Genomic DNA, 20,299 nt, shown 5'->3' on the forward strand with positions numbered 1-20,299 from the left:
GTGGTGATGGCGGCGTGGATGGCCGCGGTGTGCCGACCACGGACGTGGCGGCAGTGGCAGCGGTCGGACCAGATCTGACCGGTGACCGGTTGGATGCACACCCGGTTGTGGATGGCGGCGGCGGTGCGGGCCGAGGTCGTGGCGGTCACGGTTGACCGACCGGCCAGTCGTCGTCGTAGGGGTCGCACGTGGAGCAGCAGCACTCGGGGTGGTGGCCGCCGGGATGCTTGGTGGTGACGTCCGGGCAGAGCCGCCCGCCGTCGTAGGTATCGGCGATGTGGATGCTCGGACCGAGCCCGTACGGAAGGAAATCGTCGAGATCGGCCATCACACACCGCCGCTGGAGTTGGGCGTGCGCTGCTGCGCGATGCGGTGCAGGCCAATGTCGATGAGCTGCTGCATCAAGGAGTTGACCGCGTCTCGGCCGATCTCGTCCTGCAGCAAGCTGAGGATCAGAACAACGGCGTCACCGTTGCGGAGCTCGACAGCCTTGGCCAGCAGACCGAACAGGGTCCTGGCGCGGGTCAGGTCCGGCGTCGGGGTGGGAGTGGTCATGCGGCACCTCCGGGGATGCAGTCGAGGCATTCGCCGTAGCGGCGAGGGATGTAGTAGGGCTTGAGCTGCTGACAGCTGGTGCAGAACCGGCGTGCGAGCAGGGCCTTGCCGACCGCAGCGAGTTGGGCCGGGGTGGCGGTGCGCTTGGCTTTGGCGTGCTGAATGTCGTAGAGGTAGGCGACGCGCCGCTTGCCTCTGTGCCGCCACAGGATCTGCGCGGCGATGTCCTGGCCCCCGGGCCGTAGATTGCGGCTGCGCAGCTGGCGGCGCGTGGCCAGGTGCGTCGGGGCCCACTTGAAGGGGTATGTCGGCAACCCGAACGTGGCGCCGAGCGGGTCGTAGAACTCGACCTTCATGCCGAGCGCGACCTGGGTGTCCAGGACGGCGACCCGCATCGGGTCAGCGGTCGGCGCCGTCACGACGCTCACCGCCCCACCGCTTGTGCGCGGCCTGCCGGCTGATGCCAAGGCGGGAGGCGATCTCCTCCCAGGAGTAGCGCTGCCGGTGGGTACGCAGGCCGGTCACGGCCTCACCGATCGCCGTGTCGAGGTCTTCGGACAGGGCGACCATGTCGGCCAGGGCTTCGATGTCCCCGGCTGCGACACGGCGGGCATAGGCACGGATGATGCGACGGGCGAAGGCACCGAACTCGTCGTTCTCCACGACGTTGCGGCGGGAGTTCATCGCTGACCGCCGTGGGACATGTCGTAGACCTCGGCTGCGGCCCGCAGGCTTTGGATCACGTCGTCGGCGGTCCGGTCCGGGTGGTCGTTCCAGCCCGACACTGAGTTGCCGTACTGCGCACAGACAAAGTCCTCGAACCACAGCACGGTGATGCTGAACGGGTTAGTCGGCGTGCGATACAGCTCGGTGTAGCTGCCCCATGGGTCGCGACGGACCCGGCCGTAGGCGGCGTAGGAGATGGCGCCGATGGCGCAGGCAGCGGGCAAGGTGCCGGAGGTCCGGTCCGTGCGGCGCGTGCCGGATGCGAAGTAGTCGAACTTCTCGTGGCCGTGCTGGTCGATGTAGTCGGCAGCGCGGCGCAGGGTGTCAGCGATGCTGGGTGTCAACTCCGGGTTGACAGTGTTCTTGGGCATCAGGACTCCTTGGTGTTGCCGGTGTCCTCGGCGGTGTCGTAGCCGCGGTAGGTGGCGTCGTAGGCGTCCGCGGCGGCCCGCAGGGCGGCGACGGCCTGGCCGGCAGTGCGGCCGGTTTCGTCGTTCCAGCAGGTGATGGCATGGCTGCTGTAGGCGAGCCAGCCGAGCAGGTGCATGTCAGGGGTGGTGAGGCCGAGGTGGTCGGCCAGGGTGGCGATGGCCATGTCGACGTGCCAGCCCAGGACGCCGGTCAGGATGTCGCTGAGCATCGGCGTGCCGTAGACGACGGTGCGGATGGCGCCGGTGATGTCGGCGGCCGGGAACAGGTCGCCGAGGTTGCGGTAGCGGTCGTGCTGGGTCCAGCCGTAGGAGTCGAGATACTGGGCGGCGCAGCGCAGCGTGTCGGCTGGCGTGCCGTGCATGTCAATCGCCATCGGGTCGGCGTCGCCCTGGTCGTCACGGGCGAGGGTCAGGTAGTGCTCGATCTGTTCGCGCTCGTAGAGGTCAACCTCCTCAGCCCAGGCGGAAAAGTAGTCGCCGGGCACGTCGACCGGGGTCGTCTGCGTCTTGGTGCCTTGGACCTCGTGGTCCCTGCGGGCGACGGTCGTGTACAGCCAGGCCTCGTCGACGGCCAAGACGTGAACCTTGTCGGGCCCGCTGCTGACCGGTTTTTGGGTAGGGTGCATCGCAGCCACGTCCTTTCGTGAAGGGCTGTTGGTCGGTTGGGCGGCGGCGCCAGCCCTGCCGGAAAGCTCGCTGGTGTCGCCGTTCGATACGCCGTTACTGCTGCGTGGTGGCGTGGGAGATGAAGCGCTCGAGCAGTCGCAGCAGGTGCGCCAGGTGGGCGCGGGCCCCTCGTCCGGGGGCGAGTCGGATGCTGAGCCGGATCTCGGCGAACTCGCCGCGGTCGGCGTGCTGGATGCGGGTCAGGGTGAAGGTGCCGACGTGCGGCGTGGTCCCAGTGACCGGACGAGCTCGGTGTTCGCCCAGACCACAGCTGTGGTCCCTGGCGCACCATTCGGTGTGCCCGCCGTGGCGGGCGAGACTGCGGTTCATGCGGCCCTCCCGAGGTCGGGCTGGAGACGGAGTTTGGCCGGCATCACGCCGTGTTCGTGCCGGAGCCGTTCCGCGTGGTTGCGGAGGCGCCGGATGTCTGCGTCGGAGAGGTAGGCAGACTTGGCGAGCATCGGACTGCCGCCTTCAGCGATGAGGTACCCGGCCCCCTGGTTGGTCGGGTCAATGGTGTTCGCGGTGTATCCCTGCGCGGCCCAGCCGTGCCCGAGCACGATGTCCGACGACGAATCGGTGGTGCACCGCCCGGCGAACCGCCACGCGAACAGGTCACGCAGCGAGGTCGGGATGATGTCGGACGAGGGTCGCTGTGTCGCGGCGACGACCATGATGCCGACCGCACGGCCACGGGCAACGACGTCCCGTAGCAGGGTCGAGAAGCGCTCTTGCGTGTTCTTGTCCCCGGCCGTGGCCGAGAAGTAGGCCAGCTCGTCGACTGCGAGCAGGTACGCGTTGAACGCGTCACCAGGATCGATCTTCCGCCGTTCGCACCAGTCGAGGTACTCGTAGCGGTTGTCCATCATCCGCTGCACCCGTTGCAGCACACGGATCGCCAGCTCAGGGCTCGGGCCGACGAAGACGTCAGCGACGCGCTTCCACAAGCCCAGCTCGACGCGCTTGCCGTCGAGAAGGATCAGCCGACAGTCCAGGCTGAGTGCCGCATGCGCAACGAAGTTGTTCAACAGTGACGACTTACCCGCGCCGGGCTCACCGCCGATGAGGAAGTTCCGGAAGATGATCGGGACGTGGATCGGGTGGCCGTACTCGTCGATGCCGAGATAGACCGGGTCGAAGATGGACAGGGAGCCGACCGGTCGCGCGTCATCGGAGCGCAGGCCGAGCGGCGAAGCAGGCGCGGCCATCGAAGGGCTCCAGCAGGGTCGGGGTGTGGGCGCGGGACGTGGCGTCACAGAAGACTGGCCCCGCGCCGACACGGCAAAGGTTGTTCACCCGGGCTGACACGGACGTGTCAAAAGGGCGGGTGACGGGGTCAGATAAACGCGTCGTACTCGTCGACGACCGGGACCGACACAGTCGGCGCCTCAGTCCGGGACTCGCGCGGCGTGCGGCCACGCGGCTTCGGCGTCTCGGCCGGAGCATCCGTGAGGTCGTGCAGGTCCAAGTCGAGGTTGCCCTCAGGAGCCGGACCAGGTGAGACGGGAGTCGGGTCGTCCAGGTCCACCATGCCGACCAGCGGCGAGGCAACCGTGGCCCGCAGCGGGTCACGACGGGTGATGTCGACCTGTACCAGGGCCGCATACGACGACCGGGAACGGGTCACCCGCACGCTCGTCGCCCAGCAGGCCACGGCCATCTTGTCGGTGCGTCCCTCCAGGTCGCTCATCGCGAGCCCAGACCGGAGCCAGATCCACACCCGTTCCCCTACCGGGGTCGCCCGGGCCCACAGGATCAGCGGCGGATTCCCCACGTTAACCGAGCCTGCGGCGTGGATGAAGTCCCGGAAGCACACCCGCAGCCGGTGCCGCACGATGACACACCAGGCCACCGCGACCACGCGACGACGAACGGGCGGCACGACGGCCGGCACACCAGCCAGCACGACCGTGACCGGCAACGCCAGCCACAGCGGAGCGCCCATCAGCGCAGTCCAGCCGTACAGCAGCAGCAGCGCAGTGAGGATCTCGACCGCCCAGTGCCAGAACACGCGCAGCACCGGCCAGACCAGCACCAGCAGCCCGACGACCAGACCAGCGAGCAGACCCACCCCAGCACCGGCAAACAGCCCGACGATCGGGTGATGGTCCCTCGACACCACGACAGCCGCCAGTAGACCGACGACACCAGACGTCACCAGAAACGAAATCAGCGCACGGCGCGACCACGACCGCTGCACATTTGCATCGATCACCGTGACCTGCGGGCCACGGAACACCTTCGAGAGCAGACCGGTCCTCCCCCGGCCGCTAGACTTGGACATGACACGTCCTCCCAAGACGGGAATCAAGGACTGTTGATGCAGGACCGGACCCGGGGTCGCAGCGACGCCAATCACTGAGCGACCCCGTGTCCGAACACCCCGATCGCGGGGTGAGAAGCGCTAGCAGCTCAGGCGACAGCCTGAAGACGCGCAGCGTCGACCGGGCGGATCTCCCGCGCGCGGAAGCTCACACCCTGACGGATCGGGTCGCGGTCACTGCGGCCCTTCGACGCCCACGGGATGATCTCCAGCCCGTCCATCTCGACCGGCTGACGCCACCGCAGCTCCGGCTTCGACGCCGACGCGATCGACACGTCGATCTGGCTCGCGCCCTCGTCCTCACCGAAGTAGACGCTCATCTCCACGACCCACACCGGGTTGCCCGACACCGGGTCCATCTTCTGCTGACGCTTCTCGTCCACCTTCGGGACAGCCGTCTTCGCGACCTCGAACTCGTAGCCCGACGTGTCCAACATGTACTTCATCCGCTGAGCCACCTTGTGGCCCTCCTTCGTAACGGAGCGCATCTGCGCTCTACCAACAGGACTCTTACGTCCTGTGACGGGACTAACTAGACCTACACTGACGGACGTATCAGTCCCTGTCAAGGACTCAAGAGTCCCCAGTCGGACCTGAGAGTCCGATCGACCAGGACTAAAGAGTCCGACACAATGGAGGGGTGGAAATGGCAGAAGTGCTGCGGCAACGCCGGACCGAGCTGGGCATGTCCCAAGCCGACCTGGCCGCCGCAGCGGGGGTCGATACCCGGCAAATCAGACGTTACGAAGCGGGCGAGCAGCAGCCCGTTCTATCGGTCGCCGTCGCGATCGCGAATGCCCTACAGATCAGCGTCGGCGAGCTGGCCGGCATCCCGAGCTACCGCCTGAACCTCTCGGGCGACTGGTGGGCGACCTGGCAGACCTTCAAGGACGGTGAACAGGTCATCACGCTTCAGGAAGTCAGGTTTCGCCAAGAGGGTCAGCGCATCGATGTAGCCACCACAACCCGAGGCATCGCCGTTGAGGACGGCGGTTACCACTGGCAGGGCGAGCTTCGGATCTGGGACAACGAGATCCTGATGGGTTGGTACGCCGCCACCGATGGGTCGGTGCGATCCAAGGGGACGATGTACTTCGTCCTGCATCCCCACGGGCAGCGCATGTCCGGTCGATGGGTCGGTATCAGCTACGACGGAAAGATTATTACCGGCTGGGGTTCGATGGCCCGCACAGCCGATGAAGCCACTGAGACCGTCAACGCCCTGATCGATGAAGAGACGAGAAATGCATCCCGAGGTTAGCGAAGTCGTCATTACGGCACCAGATGCCGAATGGCTGGCCGACTTCACCAGACAACTCGTCGAGGACCGGCTATGTTCGTCCGGACACTGCGTCGAATCAATTCGCTCAATCTACAAGTGGCGTGGCGATATCTATGACAAAACGGAAGCCCGCGTGATGCTCCACACCCGAACCTCTTTGGTGCCGCACATCATTGACCGCACCAATCGCGAGCATCCTTACGAGGTTCCGTGCGTGGTTGCAACACCAATAGTTAGCGGCAACCCAGCGTATCTACAGTGGATTTTGGACGAAACGAAAGAGGTTGGCAGCTGATGGGTCACAGAAGTCGAGTCTGTTACTTCACCATCGACTGCGACAACCTAGATCTAGGTACTCAATTTTGGTCCGACGCGCTTGGTGCACAAGAAGAGGAGCTATTCGAGCCGAGCCGCCAGGTCTACCGACAACTACGGTTGCCGGACTCCGAAATTCGCGTGCTCTTGCAACGGACAGACGACGTCAAGAGATCCAAGGAGCGCATGCACATCGACCTTGAGTCCGACGACGTCGAAGCCGAGGTAGCACGGCTTGAAGCGCTCGGCGCAACCCGATGGGACCATCAGCAACTGCGCGGTTATGACTTCTGGGTAATGCGCGATCCGTGGGGTAACGAGTTCTGCGTGCTGCAAGCGACCTTCCCGGAACTGCTAGCGCTCAGACCTGAGTGGCGGTAGCAGTTTCAACGATTACGCGGTGCAAATTCATCATGACGGCTGGTATGGCGAGTCGCCCTTGTTAAATTTGGCGAGCAGTATAACGAGGCCGATCACACCAACCATACCGATTGCTCTCCAAGGCGTGTCCGAATTATCATCGCCTGAGGTGACGCTTCTGGGCTGGGAACCAGTAGACGATGGCGTGATCGCGTCAACAGCGGGACACGTCACCTCATGCTTGCCAGCTTTGTTATTTCTTTTGAATTGCTCAAAGCAAGCCGTCGGACGATTCTGAAAGAACTGAACCGCCTCGATCCAATCGGCGACACAGATCGCGTACTGGTCTTCGACCTCACACGGCCTACCTGGCCGGGGGAAATATGTTTCGCCGAAATGACGCAGCGACGGCGTGGCGTCATTCGGGTGCGTATCACACAAGGTTTGGGCGATCCTTATAACGTCCGCATTAACCGTCAACTTGTGGCGGGAGGCTACAAACGTCGCGCGTTCACATTGCGAAACCGGGTCCGGCACATCCTCGGCGTTGACGGGCACGGCGGCCATTCCGACCACAAAGATCAGGCCAAGGGCAGTCGCGGCCAGCAAACGTAAGATCATCGACTACTCCTCGACTATGCGGTTAGGTCGTCGATATGGTTCAACCAAGTATCCTGGAGCGTTCGATAAATTAAAAGCGCTCCACCCCCGCCTGTCGCTGAAATTCACTCTGATTCGCGCTGAGCCGCGCCTGTGAGAACTTTCTGTACGTCTTCAAGGCGGCCCGAAACGGGCCGCTCGCCCGCGCCGCGGCGGGGCCGGCGCAAGCGCCGCGCCGCTCGCCCTTAGCCTTCGGCACGGGCGGCGTCGTTCCAGCCCCGGGCGCGGGCGAACCTGCTTCGATGCGGTCCGCCTAAACGCAAAAAGCCCCGGCCCATCGAATCGGGACCAGGGCGTGACAGTCGCTGCAACGTGCTCGGCTAGCTCTTTATGCCTCCGGCGGGGATCCCCCGGCTCCAGGATGACCGGGGACCGCGGTTCAGTTGCGGTGATGGGGTGGCTGAGGAAGGCCTGTGTCATCCCGCCCGCCATCAACCCGGGCAGAGCCAAGCACACCTTCGCCCGCGGCGCCTCCCGTCCGCGGGAAGAGTGTCAACTCCGCGTTGACAGGGCACCGCGGGCGAAGGCGCGCTTCCCGTAGGGCGGGTCGACGGCAGACGGGATGACACAGGCGGATGGGTGCGGCACTGCGTGCCGCACCCAGCGATCGTCCGAAGCGGTCTTGATACGCGTACTTGTCAGCCCTACGTAAGGTTGTTGATATCGTCAACCAACGCGACAGCCTCGCGGCCGGCCGAGGTCAGCGCCCGCGCCTCGTCTGAGTGAGAGACCAGGAACGCCCACATGGCGTTAAACTTGCGCATTAGCCAACCGCGCGACGGTTCATCAGAAACTGCGGCCACCCCGGCTGCAACCGCCGTCACAGTACTCCGTACCTCGTTGAAGCCACCGAGCCAGTACGACCGCAACGCCCGCTCAACGTCGTCCAGGAGCTGGATCAGGTAAAGCTTTTCTTCCGCAGAGAGAGATTCGCTAGTGGTAATCGCATCCTTCAGGGATCGAACCTGTTGAAGCAGCTCAAAGCGTGACTCTTCCGTAAACGAGCTCCGCTTGTATGAGCGGCGCAGCTCACGCGACAGCAGCTCAAGGATGTAGATCCTCTCGTTCGAGATGTATCCGCTGAACGGGCTCATGTCGGTGTGCTGCAGATGAGTCGTAAGGCGAGCGACGATCGCATCGAGCGACTGGAATGCCTCAAGATAGAATGCTCGGTCTTCTTGGTCGTCGCCAGCTACGTTGACGAGTGCCGCTTTCGCCTCGTCTACGAGGAGCATGAACTTTCCCAGATTGACAAAGACGTCGGCATAGCGACCGCCGCCCAATGCTGTGCTCCACACTTGGAGCGCAGGCCCGTCACCGGCGCGCTGGACCGCGCGGAGGGTCGCTGCAATGCGAGCCGCCGGATCATCGAGATACTCAGCCACGATCATGCAGTCAAGCACAGCCCGCCAAATGGAGGAATGGACTACGCGCACAAGGCAGTCTAGCCGAGTGCTTAACCCAGAAAATACGAACAGCCGAGTCGGGCGCATGCATCCCGACTGGCGCGGCGCTCGCGGGACCCAAATTCGAACGCTTCTGGGCCGTTCCTGGGCCGTCCGGGCCGCCACCGGGCCGCCCAGCGGTAGCCAGCATTGACCACCATCGACCAGAACTGACGTACGAAACAGCAGTTCAGGCTTGATTGCCAGTGCCGTGATCCGGGTCGGACGGACGAGTCGACCTGTACGCCGGGTTCTGTCCTCGCCCTGCGGCGAGGGGCGGCCATCCATCTCGGCCTGCCGTTGCCGGCAGGCTCCAGCGGTCCACCCGCAGGCTCGGGCGGGCTGCCCTCGAACGCCTGCGCAGGCCGGGCCCGTGGGCGCCGGCCCTTTTGACCTTGCTCCGGGTGGGGTTTACCTAGCCGCCCCGGTCACCCGGGACGCTGGTGGGCTCTTACCCCACCGTTTCACCCTTACCAGGCCGAAGCCTGGCGGTCTGTTCTCTGTGGCACTGTCCCGCGGGTCACCCCGGGTTGCCGTTAACAACCACCCTGCCCTGTGGAGCCCGGACGTTCCTCGGCGGTGCCTTGCAGCACCGACGCGGCCGCCCGGTCGACTCGTCCGTCGCGCTGACTATGGTAGTCAGACCATGGAAGCCGCCGACATCGCACTGCTCGCCGTCGCCGGACTCGCGGCCGGGACGGTCAACGCCATCGCCGGCGGCGGGTCGCTCATCACGTTTCCGGCCCTGATCGCCACGGGGCTCCCGCCGGTGGCGGCCAACGTGACGAATACCACTGCGGTTTTTCCGGGGTACCTCTCCAGCGTTTACGGCAGCCGCGCCGACCTCGACCGCAGGCACCTGGCGCAGCTCATCCCGACGGCGGTCGTCGCGGCCGGGCTCGGGTGCGCGCTGCTGCTGCTGACCCCGGCAAAGGCGTTCGAATACGTGGTGCCGTTCCTGGTGCTTGCCGCGGCCGCGGTCCTCGCCTTCCAGGACCGCCTGCGCCGGGTCGTCGGCCACCCGCGCTCGATGTCGCCGCGGCGGCGCCTCGTGAGCCTGCACGCCGTGGTGTTCGTGGGGTCGATGTACGGCGGCTACTTCGGCGCCGCCCTCGGTGTCATGCTCGTCGCCGCCCTCGGGCTGGTCCTGGACGAGACCATGGCCCGCGTCAGTGCCTTGAAGAACGTCATCTCGGCCGTCGGCGGGCTGGTCGGGGTCCTGGTGTTCGCGCTGTTCGGGCCGGTCGACTGGGCCGATGTCGCGGTGACGGCCCCGGCCGCGCTGATCGGCGGGTACGTGGGGGCCCGAGTCGCCCGGCGGCTGCCCAGCGTGGTGCTGAAGGCGGTGATCGTCGTGTTCGGCACGGTGGTCGGGCTGGTGCTGCTGTACCGCGCGTTCTCCTGACCCGCGCCACCCCATCGCGCAGCGCCGCCCACCGTACAGTTCAGCGGCGCCGCAGAGCGCTACCCAGTATGCAGCGGCACTCCCCTAAGCAGTGACTCCCGCCCGATCTCAACCAGCGCGCATATGCACAATTCGGGCCGCTGATTGACAGGCGCCGGGCCATGATCGCCGCGCGACCACTTCGCAACAAATGCCGCGAATACGACTTATCCGGCGTCGGCGGTTTCTAGGGGTTGTTGCAACACAGTGTTTTCAGTTGGTGATGGTGAGGACTTGTGCGAGGCGTTCGGCTGGGGTGTCCCAGTTGAGGGTTTGGCGGAGGCGGCCGTTGAGCTGGGCGGCGACTGCGTCGAGGTGTTCGGGACTGTGCTCGGTGAGGTCGGTGCCTTTCGGGAAGTATTGGCGGAGCAGGCCGTTGGTGTTCTCGTTCGATCCGCGTTGCCAGGGGCTGTGCGGGTCGCAGAAGTACACGGGCATGTCGGTGGCCAGGGTGAACTCGTGGTGCAGCGCCATTTCCGAGCCTTGGTCCCAGGTCAGGGACCGTTTCAGGTGCTGCGGGAGGGTGGCGACGGTGTCGAGGAGGGCGTCGCGGACGACTTCGGCGCTGCGGCCACGGTTGCCGAGGTGCACGAGCAGCACATATCTTGCGGCGCGTTCGACGAGGGTGCCGATCGCGGACTGGCCGTCCTTGCCGATGATCAGGTCGCCTTCCCAGTGGCCGGGGACCGCGCGGTCGTCGGCCTCGGCGGGCCGGTCGCTGATCATCAGCATCGGCGCGGTGAACCGCGACCCGCGGGCCGTGCTGCTGCGGGGCCGGCGCACGGCCCGGCCGGTCCGCAACGCCGCGGCCAGTTCCCGGCGCAGTGCCCCCCGGCCCTGGACGTAGAACGCCTGGTAGATGGTCTCGTGGGACACGCGCAGCTCGCGTCGGTCGGGGTGATCGCGGCGCAGCCGGGCGCTGATCTGGGCCGGGCTGCGCCAGCCCGCGAGGAGGTCCTGGACCGCATCGCGCAGGGCAGGGTTCCCAGCACGTTTCCGCAGTGTCGGCCGGGGCCGGCGCCGCTCGGCCCGCTGCTGCGCCGCGAACGGCTGATACCCGCCGTCCGGGTCGCCGTTGCGGGCGATCTCCCGGCTGATCGTGCACCGCGGCCGGCCGAGCTCAGCGGCGATCGCCGCCTGCGACACCCCGGCCCGGACCCGGTCAGCGATCACCACCCGCTCATCCACAGACAGCTACCGGCCCGAGACCACCACCGGTGGCCGCGCCGCCACCACAGCCGCCACCACAGCGGCCGCCCCGGCGGCTTCCCGCCGCCACCGCCACCCCGTCCGCTCCGCCACCCCGACCAGCCGGCACACCACACCCGTCCGCACCCCCTGCCCAACGAACTCGAAATAGGCAGCGCGCTCAGCCAGCAACGGCATACATCCCTGCGGGCGACGACTCTCCCGGATCTTGAACATGACAACCCCTGATCAGGTCAGGTGTTGCAACGATCCCTTGAAACCGGGGACAGGCGATAAATCCGATAAGTCGAGGCGCGCCAGCGCCCGACTTATCGGCCCAAAAGCCGCCGCCGGTGCCAGAGCACCGGCGGCCAAGAATGTGCGCGAATCAGGACAAGTGTGCCGTCTCGTTCACCGAGCGTACCGCCACTCCCCCATCCGGCCACGAGTCGACCAGGGACAGGCCGCACGGGTCCAGATAGAGGCGGAACAGGAACGAGTCGCTCGCGGCAAGCGCGTCGCGCAGCAGGAGCTTGATCGGGGTCACGTGGCTGACGACGGCGATCTCCTGGCCGGCGAAGCGGTCCTGCAGGCTGCGTACCACCCGGCGGACGCGCATGGCGACCTGCTGGAACGACTCGCCGCCCGGAGGCGGGACCGAGGTCGAGGCCAGCCACTTGTCCTGCTCGGTGGCGTAGCGGTCGCGGACCTCGGCGTACGTGAGGCCTTCCCACTCGCCGAAGTCGCACTCGATCAGGTCGTCCTCGATGATCAGGGGGAGGTCGCCGAGCGCCGAGGCGGTCTCCAGGCAGCGCTTCAGCGGGGAGCTGATGACGGCGGCCAGGTTCGGGGCCAGTTGGTGGGCGCGCGCGGCGGCCTTGGCGGCCTGGTCGTGGCCGGTTGCCGCAAGTGGGATGTCGCCGCGGCCCGAGTAGCGCTTCTCGGCCGTGTACGGGGTCTCGCCGTGGCGGATGACGACCATGCGCAGCGGCGCGCTTGTCGACGGGGGTGACCAGGAGCGCTTCTCCGCGGGCGGGGAGTCGCCGTCCATGGCCTTGTTCGCCAGACGGTCGGCGTCCTTGTTCTGCTCGCGCGGAATCCAGGCGTACCGGACGAGCGCGAAGCCCAGCGCCAGGGCCTTGGCCTCCTCCGCCAGGGGGCGCAGGCCCGGGTGCTTGATCTGCCAGCGGCCGGCCATCTGCTCGATGACCAGCTTGGAGTCCATGCGCACGTCGACCTCGTCGGCGCCCAGTTCGCGGGCGGCTTTCAGGCCGGCGATCAGGCCCGAGTATTCGGCGACGTTGTTCGTCGTCACGCCGAGCGCGGCGAAGCGCTCGGCCAGCAGGGCGCCCGTCTCGTCGCGGACGACGGCGCCGTAGCCGGCCGGGCCCGGGTTGCCGCGCGAACCCCCGTCGGCCTCCACGGTCACCCGCATGGACGCGGCCTCCATAGCACCGGAGCGGTCATGCGGCTACAGGCCCGACTCGGCGGTGCGGACCAGGATGCGGCGGCACTCCTCGCAGCGGACGACCTCGTCCTTCGGGGCGGCCTTCACGCGGGCCTTGTCGCCGCCGGAGAGTTCGATGCGGCAGCCCTCGCAGCGGCCCTGGCGGAGCATTGCCGCGCCGATGCCACCGCTCGACTCGCGGATCTTGTCGTACAGCGAGATGAGGTCGGCCGGGAGGTCGGCGGCGAGGGGGCGGCGGCCGGCCTGGCGAAACTCCTCGTCCTTGGCGATCGCGGCCAGGGCCTCGTCGCGGCGCTTCTCGGCGGCGGCGCGGGTGGCGCGGGCCGTCTCCAGCTTGGCGACGATCTCGTCGAGGGCGCTCTGGGCGGCCTCGCGCTGCTCCATGAGCTCCAGCTCGGCGTCCTCCAGCTCGGACTGGCGGCGGTTGAGCGTGGCGATCTCGTGCTGCAGGGCCTCCAGCTCGCGGGACGGGCCGGTGCCGGCGTCGAGGCGCGACTGGTCCTTGTCCTTGCGCGCGCGGACCTGCTCGGCGTCCTTCTCCAGTCGGTTGATGTCGCGGTCGAGATCGTCGACGGCGACCTGGGCCCGGACCCGCTGATCCTCCGTCATCGACAGCTCGCGGGCCAGCGCGTTGAGCTCGGCGTGCTCGGGCAGGGCCTTGCGCTTGTGGGCGAGCTGGGTCAGCGCGATGTCGATCGCCTGCAGGTCGAGCAGGCGGCGCTGGGCTTCCGGATCGGCGTTCACGAGTCGTTGTCCTCCCAAAGGACCCAGGGTGAGGTGTCCACATCGGACACGATGGTCTGCACGCCGGCCTCCGTGCGCAGGAACGCCGCGACGTCGTCCAGCCAGGGCCGCTCGGACGCCCAGTGGGTGACGTCGACGAGGGCCGGCCCGCCGCTCGCGAGGTGCTCCTGCGCCGGATGGTGGCGCAGATCCGCGGTCAAGTATGCGTCAACCCCGGCCCGGGCGGCGTCGGCCAGGAACGCGTCGCCCGCCCCGCCGGACACCGCGACCCGCTCCACCCGGGCGGTGGGGTCGCCGGCCAGACGTACGGAAGCCGCGGATTTCGGCAGTTGATGCGCGACGTGCCGCGCAAAGTGGGTGAGGGTCATCGGCTCGGGGAGCCGGCCGATGCGTCCGTGCCCGCGCTCGGGAGCCTTCGGATCGGGACGCAGCGGGTGTACCTCCTCGAGCCCGATCCGCGCCGCCAGCGCATCGGACACACCCGGCCGTGCGACGTCGCCGTTGGTGTGCGCGGTGTACAGCGCCATCCCGGAGCGGATCATGCGGTGCACGATCCGGCCCTTGTATGTCGTGGGTGCCACGCTGGAGACGCCGCGCAGCAGTAGGGGGTGGTGGGTGAAGACGAACTCGGCCCCGACCTGCGCCGCCTCGTCGACGACCGCGGGGGCGCAGTCGACGGCGAGCAGCACGCGGCTGACCGTCGCGTCCGGCTCGCCGAGGACGAACCCGACGCGGTCCCAGTCCTCGGCCCACTCGGGCGGGTACCGCTGCTCCAGCAGTTTGACGAGATCGGCGACAAGCACGGCGTAACGTTAGTCCACCGCCTCGCTCCCCGTGATGCGCTGGGCCTGCACCGAGGGGTGGGCCTCCAGCGCGTCGAGCGGCAGGTGCCACGGGAAGTCGCTGCGGTTCTCGCCGACGCCGGGCTGGTGCAGCTCGAGGACGTCGTCGCCGTAGATCATGGTGATGCCCCACGAGCGCAGTCGCGCGATCGACTCGCCGAAGGCGGGGTGGGCGGCCATGGCGCGGTTGGTGTAGGGCACGGCGACGATCGGCAGCCCGAGCCCCAGGCCCTCGACGATCAGGCCGAGGGCGAGCGTGTCGGCGATGCCGGCGGCCCACTTGTTGACGGTGTTGACGGTGGCCGGGGCGACGATGATCGCCTCGGCGGCCGGGAGGACGTCGGGGTCGCCGGGGTACTTGTAGCGGTGGCGCACCGGGTGACCCGTCTGCTTGACGAGCCCGGGGACATCGAGCCACTTGAGGGCGTCCGGCGTGGCGACCACGCAGACGTCCCAGCCTCGCTCCTGCGCGAGCGAGACCAGATTGCCAACGCCGGCGGTGGCCGGTGAGCCACACACGACGGCGTACAGAACAGAGCCGGACATGCCGGCAATTCTGCCCGCTAGATCTTCGTTTTTTGTTACACGCCGACGCTCATGTGCTCCGCGAGCTCCGCGACGGGCGCCGAGGGGGTCCCGCGGGTCCGCCGCAGCACGTCGCTGAGGACCTCGCGGGCCAGCGGGCGGCAGCGGATCTCCGACGGGGCCAGCCGGTCGCCTTCGAGCAGCATCTCGCTTGCCATGTCGATGTCGCCGATGAGCGCCTGGGCCCGGGCCTGGTCCAGGTAGTGGTGGGCCCGCCGCTCCGGCAGCAGCGCGTTGAACCCCTCCGGATCGAGGCTCTGGTGTACCTCCACCGCCACCCGGCCCTCGCCGAGCTCGACGGCGGCCGCGGCCCGGTGCAGCTTGACGTTCGTCGGGCCGAAGCACGTCCAGTAGTAGTTGGCGTCGCCGTCCATGCACCGCGCCGCCTCGTCGGCCCCGGCGAGCAGGTCGCGCACTGTCGCGCTGTCACCGATCCGGGCGGCCGCCATCGCACCCTGGAGCAGCAGCTGGCCGTAGACCGACAGGCGCTCCGGGCTGTTGTCGTTGCCCGAGGTACCCGGGGCCAGGCGGTTGGCGATGTTGACGTTGATCTCGAGGGCCGGGCGGGCCCGTCCGAGAGAGAGCAGCGCGCAGGCGACCCGCGCCGTGGCGGTGCCGGCCAGGAGCTGGTCGCCCGCGCGCTGGGATACGGCGATCGAACGGTCGGCCGCGAGCCAGGACAGCTCGTGCTCGCCCAGCTTGCGCAGGGCGGAGGAGGCGATCTGGTACACCTGGCCGAGCAGGTGTGCCGACTCCTGCCCCTGTCCGCTGTCGCTGTAGGCGGTGTCGGCGGCCTGGGCCTCGCGCAGGAGGCGGGGCAGCGTGCGCGCGAGCATGCCGTACTTCGCGTGCTGGTACGACAGCCAGGCGTGGGTCACCGCCTTGCGCATCTCCGGCAGGGGCGGCGGCTCGGGCGGCGCGTAGAAGAAGGCGCTGATCTGGTCGTAGCGCTCCAGCGCGGCCCGGATCTCCTCGACCTCGATCTGGTCGACGCAGTTGACGCTGTCGGGCCGCCGCTCGGGGTCGCGGCCCAGCAGGATCTGCACATCGAGTTGCAGGACATCGGCGATCTCGTAGACGACGGAGAACTTGTCCAGCCGCCGCACACCCCGCTCGACCTTGTCCACCCAGCTCTTGGACTTGCCGAGTCGATCGGCGAAGACCTGCTGGGACATCTTTCGCCGGTTCCGCCAGTAGGCCACACGGCGGCCGATGGGCAACTCATCCACGTCGCTCACCTCCGGAGGTCACCCGACCGGTCGAAATCGCACGATTTGTGCGGTCCGTCCGAGTCGTTCGCTCATATGTTCCGATGTGCAACTTGCAGCCCCCGTTGCCATTCCCAACGACGCACAATCCGTCCGGTAACGCGACGTGGTCCTGTGCGCACTTTCGAGTGATCTCGCCTGGCAGGAGACCGTCATGCTTCCGTGGACCTTGTTCGAGCGGTCGCGGCTGCGGAAGGCCGCGGCCCGCTACGCCGCGCAGGGCTGGCCCGTGCGGCCGGGCGCCTTCCTGGCGACCCGGCAGACCGGGCGCCACGCGACGGAGCGGCGCTTCGACTGCGGTACCCCAGGCTGCCCGACAGTCGCGTGCCACCCGGCTCCGCTGCCCGTCTGCTTCGACGCCGAGACGGCCGCGGCGCTGTGGCAGGAGCACCCGTACTCGGTGCTGCTGCCCACCGGCTACGCATTCGACGTGCTGGAGGTGCCGGGGGCGCTCGGCCGGGCCGCCCTGCTGGGCGACGGCTTCGTGGCCGCCCGCGGCCCGGTGGCCGTGGCCCCCGGCGACCGCTGGATGTTCCTGGTGCTGCCCGGGCACGGCGTGCTGCCCGAACTGGCCGCTCACGCCGGTGTCGTGCTGCACGGGCAGAACTCCTGGGTGCCGGCGCCGCCGAGCCGGCAGTTCGGGGGGCGGGTGCATTGGGAGCTGCCGCCGGAGGTCCACAACTGGCGGCCGGCCGAGCCCTACGCGATCCAGGCCCTCATGCTCGACGCCATCGGCGCGGGCCCGCTCGCCACAGCGGGCCGGCGCACCACGTGGCGCGCCGCTGCGTAAATGCGTCGAGATCACCAAGACCGGCTTTCCTCACGGAAAAGTTCACGTGCAGAATTCATGCCGGTGCCCAACGTAGCGTCGGGGGGGCCACACGGTCGACCCTCGTAATCCGTACGAAGTACTCAAGGATTGCGAGGGTACCTACTCAAAGCTGAGTATTGATCTACTCCATTGATCATCATCTTTCGGTGAATCGGGGCCGCTTCACCCGATCCGGTCCTTGACACTGATGAACGTCCACAGTAACGCGGCCGGGCCGCCGCGATCCGCGACGGCCCGGCTGACGCGTTCCGCTTACGAGTCGCCGCCGGTCTCGCCGACCGGGGCGGCGTTGACGTCGTCGATCGCGTACTTCTTCGCCGCCTCGGCCGCCGCGGAGGCCGGGACCTCGCCGCGCTGGGCGAGCCGGCTCAGCGTCGCCACCACGATGGACTCGGCGTCCACGTGGAAGTGGCGGCGCAGGGCGTGGCGGGTGTCGGACAGGCCGAAGCCGTCGGTGCCCAGCGAGGTGTAGTCGTTGGGTACCCAGCGGGCGATCAGGTCCGGTACCGCGCGCATGAAGTCGCTCACCGCGATCACCGGGCCGGCCGTGTCCTGCAGCGCGCGGGTCACGTACGGCACCTGCGGCTCGTCGCCCGGGTGGAGCAGGTTGTGCTCCTCGGCCCGCACGGCGTCGCGGCGCAGCTCGACCCACGACGTCGCCGACCACACGTCGGCCGACACGCCCCAGTCCTCGGCGAGCAGCTTCTGCGCCTTCAGCGCCCACTGCATGCCCGTCCCGGACGCCAGCAGCTGCGCCTTGGGGCCTTCGCTGGACTCGGCGGGCAGGTAGCGGTACAGGCCGCGCAGCAGCCCGTCCACGTCGAGGTCGGCCGGCTCCGCGGGCTGGAAGATCGGCTCGTTGTAGACGGTCAGGTAGTAGATGAGGTCCTCGGGGTTCTCCCCGTACATCCGGTTGACCGCGTTCTCGGTGATGTGCGCGATCTCGAACGCGAACGCCGGGTCGTACGCCACCACCGCCGGGTTGGTCGCCGCGATGAGCAGCGAGTGACCGTCCTCGTGCTGGAGGCCCTCACCGTTCAGGGTGGTGCGGCCGGCGGTGGCGCCGAGCAGGAACCCGCGGGACATCTGGTCGGCGGCCGCCCAGATGCCGTCGGCCGTGCGCTGGAAGCCGAACATCGAGTAGAAGATGTAGACCGGGATGATCGGCTCGCCGTGGGTGGCGTAGCTGGTCGCGGCGGCCGTGAACGAGGCGACGGAGCCGGCCTCGTTGATGCCCTCGTGCAGGATCTGCCCGGACGTCGCCTCGCGGTAGGACAGGAACAGCTCGCGGTCGACGGGCGTGTAGTTCTGGCCGTGCGGCGAGTAGATCTTCGCCGTCGGGAACAGCGAGTCCATGCCGAAGGTGCGGGCCTCGTCGGGGATGACCGGCACCCAGCGCTTGCCCATGCCCTTGTGGCGCATCAGGTCCTTGAGCATGCGCACGAAGGCCATCGTGGTGGCGACCTTCTGCTTGCCGGAGCCCCGCTTGATGTCGCCGTAGACGGAGCTGTCCGGCAGGTCGAGCGCGATGTGCTTGGTCCGCCGGTCGGGCACCGAGCCGCCGAGCGCGCGCCGGCGCTCGAACATGTACTCCATCTCCTCGGACTTCTCGTCCGGGCGGTAGTACGGCACGGCGTAGGGGTTCTCGCCGATGGCGCTGTCGGGAATGTCGAGGTACAGCCGGTCCCGGAAGTCCTTGACGTCCTGCAGCGTCAGCTTCTTCATCTGGTGCGTCGCGTTGCGGCCCTCGAAGTGCGAGCCCAGGGTCCAGCCCTTGATGGTCTTGGCCAGGATGACCGTCGGCTGCCCCGTGTGCTCCGTGGCCGCCTTGTACGCGGCATAGAGCTTGCGGTAGTCGTGCCCGCCGCGCTTGAGGTTCCAGATCTCGTCGTCGGAGAGGTGCTCGACCATCTTGCGGGTGCGCGGGTCGCGGCCGAAGAAGTGCTCACGGACGTAGGCGCCGGACTCGGCCTTGTACGTCTGGTAGTCACCGTCGGGCGTGACGTTCATGAGGTTCACCAGCGCGCCGTCGGTGTCGGCGGCCAGCAGCGGGTCCCACTCGCGGCCCCATACGACCTTGATCACGTTCCAGCCGGCGCCGCGGAAGAACGCCTCCAGCTCCTGCATGACCTTGCCGTTGCCGCGGACCGGGCCGTCGAGGCGCTGCAGGTTGCAGTTGATGACGAAGGTGAGGTTGTCCAGCTCCTCGCGCGCCGCCACGCCGATGGCGCCGATCGACTCGGGCTCGTCCATCTCGCCGTCGCCGAGGAACGCCCAGACGTGCTGCTGGGAGGTGTCCTTGAAGCCCCGGTTGTGGAGGTACCGATTGAAGCGCGCCTGGTAGATCGCGTTGATGCCGCCGAGGCCCATCGAGACCGTCGGGAACTCCCAGAAGTTGGGCATCAGCCGCGGGTGCGGGTAGCTGGGCAGCCCGCCGCCGAAGCCGCGGTGCGAGAGCTCCTGGCGGAACCCGTCGAGCTGCTGCTCGCTGAGGCGGCCCTCCATGAACGCGCGGGCGTACATGCCGGGGGACGCGTGGCCCTGGAAGAACACCTGGTCGCCGCCGCCCGGGTGGTCCTTGCCCCGGAAGAAGTGGTTGAAGCCGACCTCGTAGAGGCTGGCGGCGCTCGCGAAGGTGGAGATGTGCCCGCCGACACCGACGTCCGGGCGCTGCGCGCGCTGCACGAGCATCGCGGCGTTCCAGCGGATGTACGCCCGGATGCGCCGCTCGATGTGCTCGTTGCCGGGGAACCACGGCTCCCGCTCCGGCGTGATGGTGTTGATGTAGTCAGTGGTCGTGAGCGGGGGTACGCCGACCTGCCGTTCGCGTGCGCGCTCCAGCAGCCGCAGCATCACGTACCGGGCGCGCTTCGTCCCGCGCTCGTCGATCACGCCGTCGAGCGAATCGACCCACTCGGTGGTCTCCTCGGGATCGATGTCGGGCAGCTGGCTCGGTAGGCCGTCGCTGATCACCGGGCGCTTGCGTTCGGTGGACACAGGCGTTTCCTTCTAGGTAGCTCGCGACCGGGGTGGCTCGGCGAACTCGTCGGGCGCTGCGACCGGTCTGGGTGGCCTCGGGGTGTGGCTCACTGCTTATAGGCCCTTGCTGTTTGTGTACTCAGATGAGCCTCTGTCCATCCTGCCTGGCTCTGGTGCGGTCCGTCA

24 protein-coding genes and 1 other RNA gene are annotated in these 20,299 nt (G+C 67.9%); 5 read left to right on the forward strand and 20 right to left on the reverse strand.

The genetic code is table 11. From position 1 onward, the window contains the following. Positions 1–145 precede the first annotated feature (145 nt). The 10 genes from Dvina_RS45095 to Dvina_RS45140 form a co-directional block, all read right to left on the reverse strand. On the reverse strand, positions 146–328 hold the full coding sequence (locus tag Dvina_RS45095; protein ID WP_223097341.1) for a hypothetical protein: 183 nt from the start codon (positions 326–328) through the stop codon (positions 146–148). Then, entirely contained in the window at positions 328–555 is a 228-nt protein-coding gene (locus Dvina_RS45100; RefSeq protein WP_223097343.1) for a hypothetical protein, read from the reverse strand. The genes Dvina_RS45095 and Dvina_RS45100 overlap by 1 nt, the downstream gene beginning before the upstream one ends. Beyond that, positions 552–950: an RRQRL motif-containing zinc-binding protein gene (locus tag Dvina_RS45105; protein ID WP_223106079.1), complete on the reverse strand. Its 399-nt coding sequence runs from the start codon at positions 948–950 to the stop codon at positions 552–554. Before Dvina_RS45105 ends, Dvina_RS45100 begins: the two co-directional genes overlap by 4 nt. Before the next feature lie 4 nt (positions 951–954). Next, the gene (locus tag Dvina_RS45110) at positions 955–1,239 is read right to left on the reverse strand and encodes a hypothetical protein (RefSeq protein WP_223097345.1); all 285 of its coding nucleotides are present in this window, start codon (positions 1,237–1,239) and stop codon (positions 955–957) included. Further along, a complete protein-coding gene (locus Dvina_RS45115) occupies positions 1,236–1,652 on the reverse strand; it encodes a DUF6197 family protein (protein ID WP_223097347.1) in 417 nt (138 codons plus the stop codon). Before Dvina_RS45115 ends, Dvina_RS45110 begins: the two co-directional genes overlap by 4 nt. Then, on the reverse strand, positions 1,652–2,287 hold the full coding sequence (locus Dvina_RS45120; protein WP_223097349.1) for a DUF6197 family protein: 636 nt from the start codon (positions 2,285–2,287) through the stop codon (positions 1,652–1,654). Before Dvina_RS45120 ends, Dvina_RS45115 begins: the two co-directional genes overlap by 1 nt. A gap of 145 nt (positions 2,288–2,432) precedes the next feature. Next, the gene (locus Dvina_RS45125; RefSeq protein WP_223097351.1) at positions 2,433–2,708 is read right to left on the reverse strand and encodes a hypothetical protein; all 276 of its coding nucleotides are present in this window, start codon (positions 2,706–2,708) and stop codon (positions 2,433–2,435) included. Beyond that, a complete protein-coding gene (locus Dvina_RS45130) occupies positions 2,705–3,586 on the reverse strand; it encodes an FtsK/SpoIIIE domain-containing protein (RefSeq protein WP_223097352.1) in 882 nt (293 codons plus the stop codon). The genes Dvina_RS45125 and Dvina_RS45130 overlap by 4 nt, the downstream gene beginning before the upstream one ends. 128 nt (positions 3,587–3,714) lie before the next feature. Then, positions 3,715–4,662: a hypothetical protein gene (locus Dvina_RS45135; RefSeq protein WP_223097353.1), complete on the reverse strand. Its 948-nt coding sequence runs from the start codon at positions 4,660–4,662 to the stop codon at positions 3,715–3,717. 128 nt (positions 4,663–4,790) lie between these two features. Further along, positions 4,791–5,147, reverse strand: coding sequence for a hypothetical protein (locus Dvina_RS45140; RefSeq protein WP_223097354.1), 357 nt, complete (start codon positions 5,145–5,147; stop codon positions 4,791–4,793). 200 nt (positions 5,148–5,347) lie between these two features. On the opposite strand from Dvina_RS45140, the gene Dvina_RS45145 reads away from it, so the two are divergent. Genes Dvina_RS45145 through Dvina_RS45155 form a run of 3 tightly spaced genes read left to right on the forward strand, consistent with a single transcriptional unit; the run spans position 5,348 to position 6,679 of the window. Then, positions 5,348–5,962 carry a helix-turn-helix transcriptional regulator gene (locus Dvina_RS45145; RefSeq protein WP_223097356.1) on the forward strand — a complete coding sequence of 205 codons (615 nt, stop codon included), beginning with the start codon at positions 5,348–5,350 and terminating at the stop codon, positions 5,960–5,962. Then, on the forward strand, positions 5,946–6,278 hold the full coding sequence (gene cutA, locus Dvina_RS45150) for a divalent-cation tolerance protein CutA (RefSeq protein ID WP_223097357.1): 333 nt from the start codon (positions 5,946–5,948) through the stop codon (positions 6,276–6,278). Before Dvina_RS45145 ends, cutA begins: the two co-directional genes overlap by 17 nt. Then, complete coding sequence (locus Dvina_RS45155; protein WP_223097358.1) at positions 6,278–6,679, forward strand: VOC family protein; 402 nt, start codon at positions 6,278–6,280, stop codon at positions 6,677–6,679. The genes cutA and Dvina_RS45155 overlap by 1 nt, the downstream gene beginning before the upstream one ends. Before the next feature lie 30 nt (positions 6,680–6,709). On the opposite strand, the gene Dvina_RS45160 is transcribed toward Dvina_RS45155, so the two are convergent. The 3 genes from Dvina_RS45160 to rnpB all read right to left on the reverse strand — a co-directional run bounded on the left by Dvina_RS45160 (position 6,710) and on the right by rnpB (position 9,380). Further along, positions 6,710–7,279 (reverse strand): hypothetical protein, encoded by a 570-nt coding sequence (locus Dvina_RS45160; protein WP_223097360.1) that lies wholly within the window; start codon positions 7,277–7,279, stop codon positions 6,710–6,712. 683 nt (positions 7,280–7,962) lie between these two features. Further along, positions 7,963–8,709: a hypothetical protein gene (locus tag Dvina_RS45165; protein WP_223097362.1), complete on the reverse strand. Its 747-nt coding sequence runs from the start codon at positions 8,707–8,709 to the stop codon at positions 7,963–7,965. A gap of 280 nt (positions 8,710–8,989) precedes the next feature. Continuing rightward, positions 8,990–9,380, reverse strand: an RNA gene (gene rnpB / locus Dvina_RS45170) — RNase P RNA component class A. A gap of 29 nt (positions 9,381–9,409) precedes the next feature. Here rnpB and Dvina_RS45175 point away from each other — a divergent pair. Continuing rightward, a complete protein-coding gene (locus Dvina_RS45175) occupies positions 9,410–10,168 on the forward strand; it encodes a sulfite exporter TauE/SafE family protein (protein ID WP_223097364.1) in 759 nt (252 codons plus the stop codon). 252 nt (positions 10,169–10,420) lie between these two features. Here the strand turns inward: Dvina_RS45175 and Dvina_RS45180 are convergent, their stop codons facing one another. The 6 genes from Dvina_RS45180 to Dvina_RS45205 all read right to left on the reverse strand — a co-directional run bounded on the left by Dvina_RS45180 (position 10,421) and on the right by Dvina_RS45205 (position 16,263). Beyond that, positions 10,421–11,401 (reverse strand): IS30 family transposase, encoded by a 981-nt coding sequence (locus Dvina_RS45180; RefSeq protein ID WP_246656670.1) that lies wholly within the window; start codon positions 11,399–11,401, stop codon positions 10,421–10,423. A 382-nt stretch (positions 11,402–11,783) separates the two neighbouring features. Then, on the reverse strand, positions 11,784–12,830 hold the full coding sequence (locus Dvina_RS45185; protein WP_223097376.1) for a histidine phosphatase family protein: 1,047 nt from the start codon (positions 12,828–12,830) through the stop codon (positions 11,784–11,786). Between the two features lie 36 nt (positions 12,831–12,866). Next, the gene (locus Dvina_RS45190; RefSeq protein WP_223097378.1) at positions 12,867–13,607 is read right to left on the reverse strand and encodes a zinc ribbon domain-containing protein; all 741 of its coding nucleotides are present in this window, start codon (positions 13,605–13,607) and stop codon (positions 12,867–12,869) included. Beyond that, positions 13,604–14,410 carry a Nif3-like dinuclear metal center hexameric protein gene (locus Dvina_RS45195; RefSeq protein WP_223097390.1) on the reverse strand — a complete coding sequence of 269 codons (807 nt, stop codon included), beginning with the start codon at positions 14,408–14,410 and terminating at the stop codon, positions 13,604–13,606. The genes Dvina_RS45190 and Dvina_RS45195 overlap by 4 nt, the downstream gene beginning before the upstream one ends. A gap of 9 nt (positions 14,411–14,419) precedes the next feature. Further along, positions 14,420–14,995, reverse strand: a complete 576-nt coding sequence (locus tag Dvina_RS45200) for a flavoprotein (RefSeq protein ID WP_223097392.1) — start codon at positions 14,993–14,995, stop codon at positions 14,420–14,422. A gap of 35 nt (positions 14,996–15,030) precedes the next feature. Then, positions 15,031–16,263 (reverse strand): helix-turn-helix domain-containing protein, encoded by a 1,233-nt coding sequence (locus Dvina_RS45205; RefSeq protein ID WP_223097394.1) that lies wholly within the window; start codon positions 16,261–16,263, stop codon positions 15,031–15,033. 193 nt (positions 16,264–16,456) lie between these two features. On the opposite strand from Dvina_RS45205, the gene Dvina_RS45210 reads away from it, so the two are divergent. After that, the gene (locus Dvina_RS45210; RefSeq protein WP_223097406.1) at positions 16,457–17,092 is read left to right on the forward strand and encodes a bifunctional DNA primase/polymerase; all 636 of its coding nucleotides are present in this window, start codon (positions 16,457–16,459) and stop codon (positions 17,090–17,092) included. A gap of 294 nt (positions 17,093–17,386) precedes the next feature. Here the strand turns inward: Dvina_RS45210 and aceE are convergent, their stop codons facing one another. Then, positions 17,387–20,131: a pyruvate dehydrogenase (acetyl-transferring), homodimeric type gene (gene aceE / locus Dvina_RS45215; protein WP_223097408.1), complete on the reverse strand. Its 2,745-nt coding sequence runs from the start codon at positions 20,129–20,131 to the stop codon at positions 17,387–17,389. Positions 20,132–20,299 lie beyond the last annotated feature (168 nt).

The organism is Dactylosporangium vinaceum (assembly GCF_019904175.1).
GTDB lineage: Bacteria > Actinomycetota > Actinomycetes > Mycobacteriales > Micromonosporaceae > Dactylosporangium > Dactylosporangium vinaceum.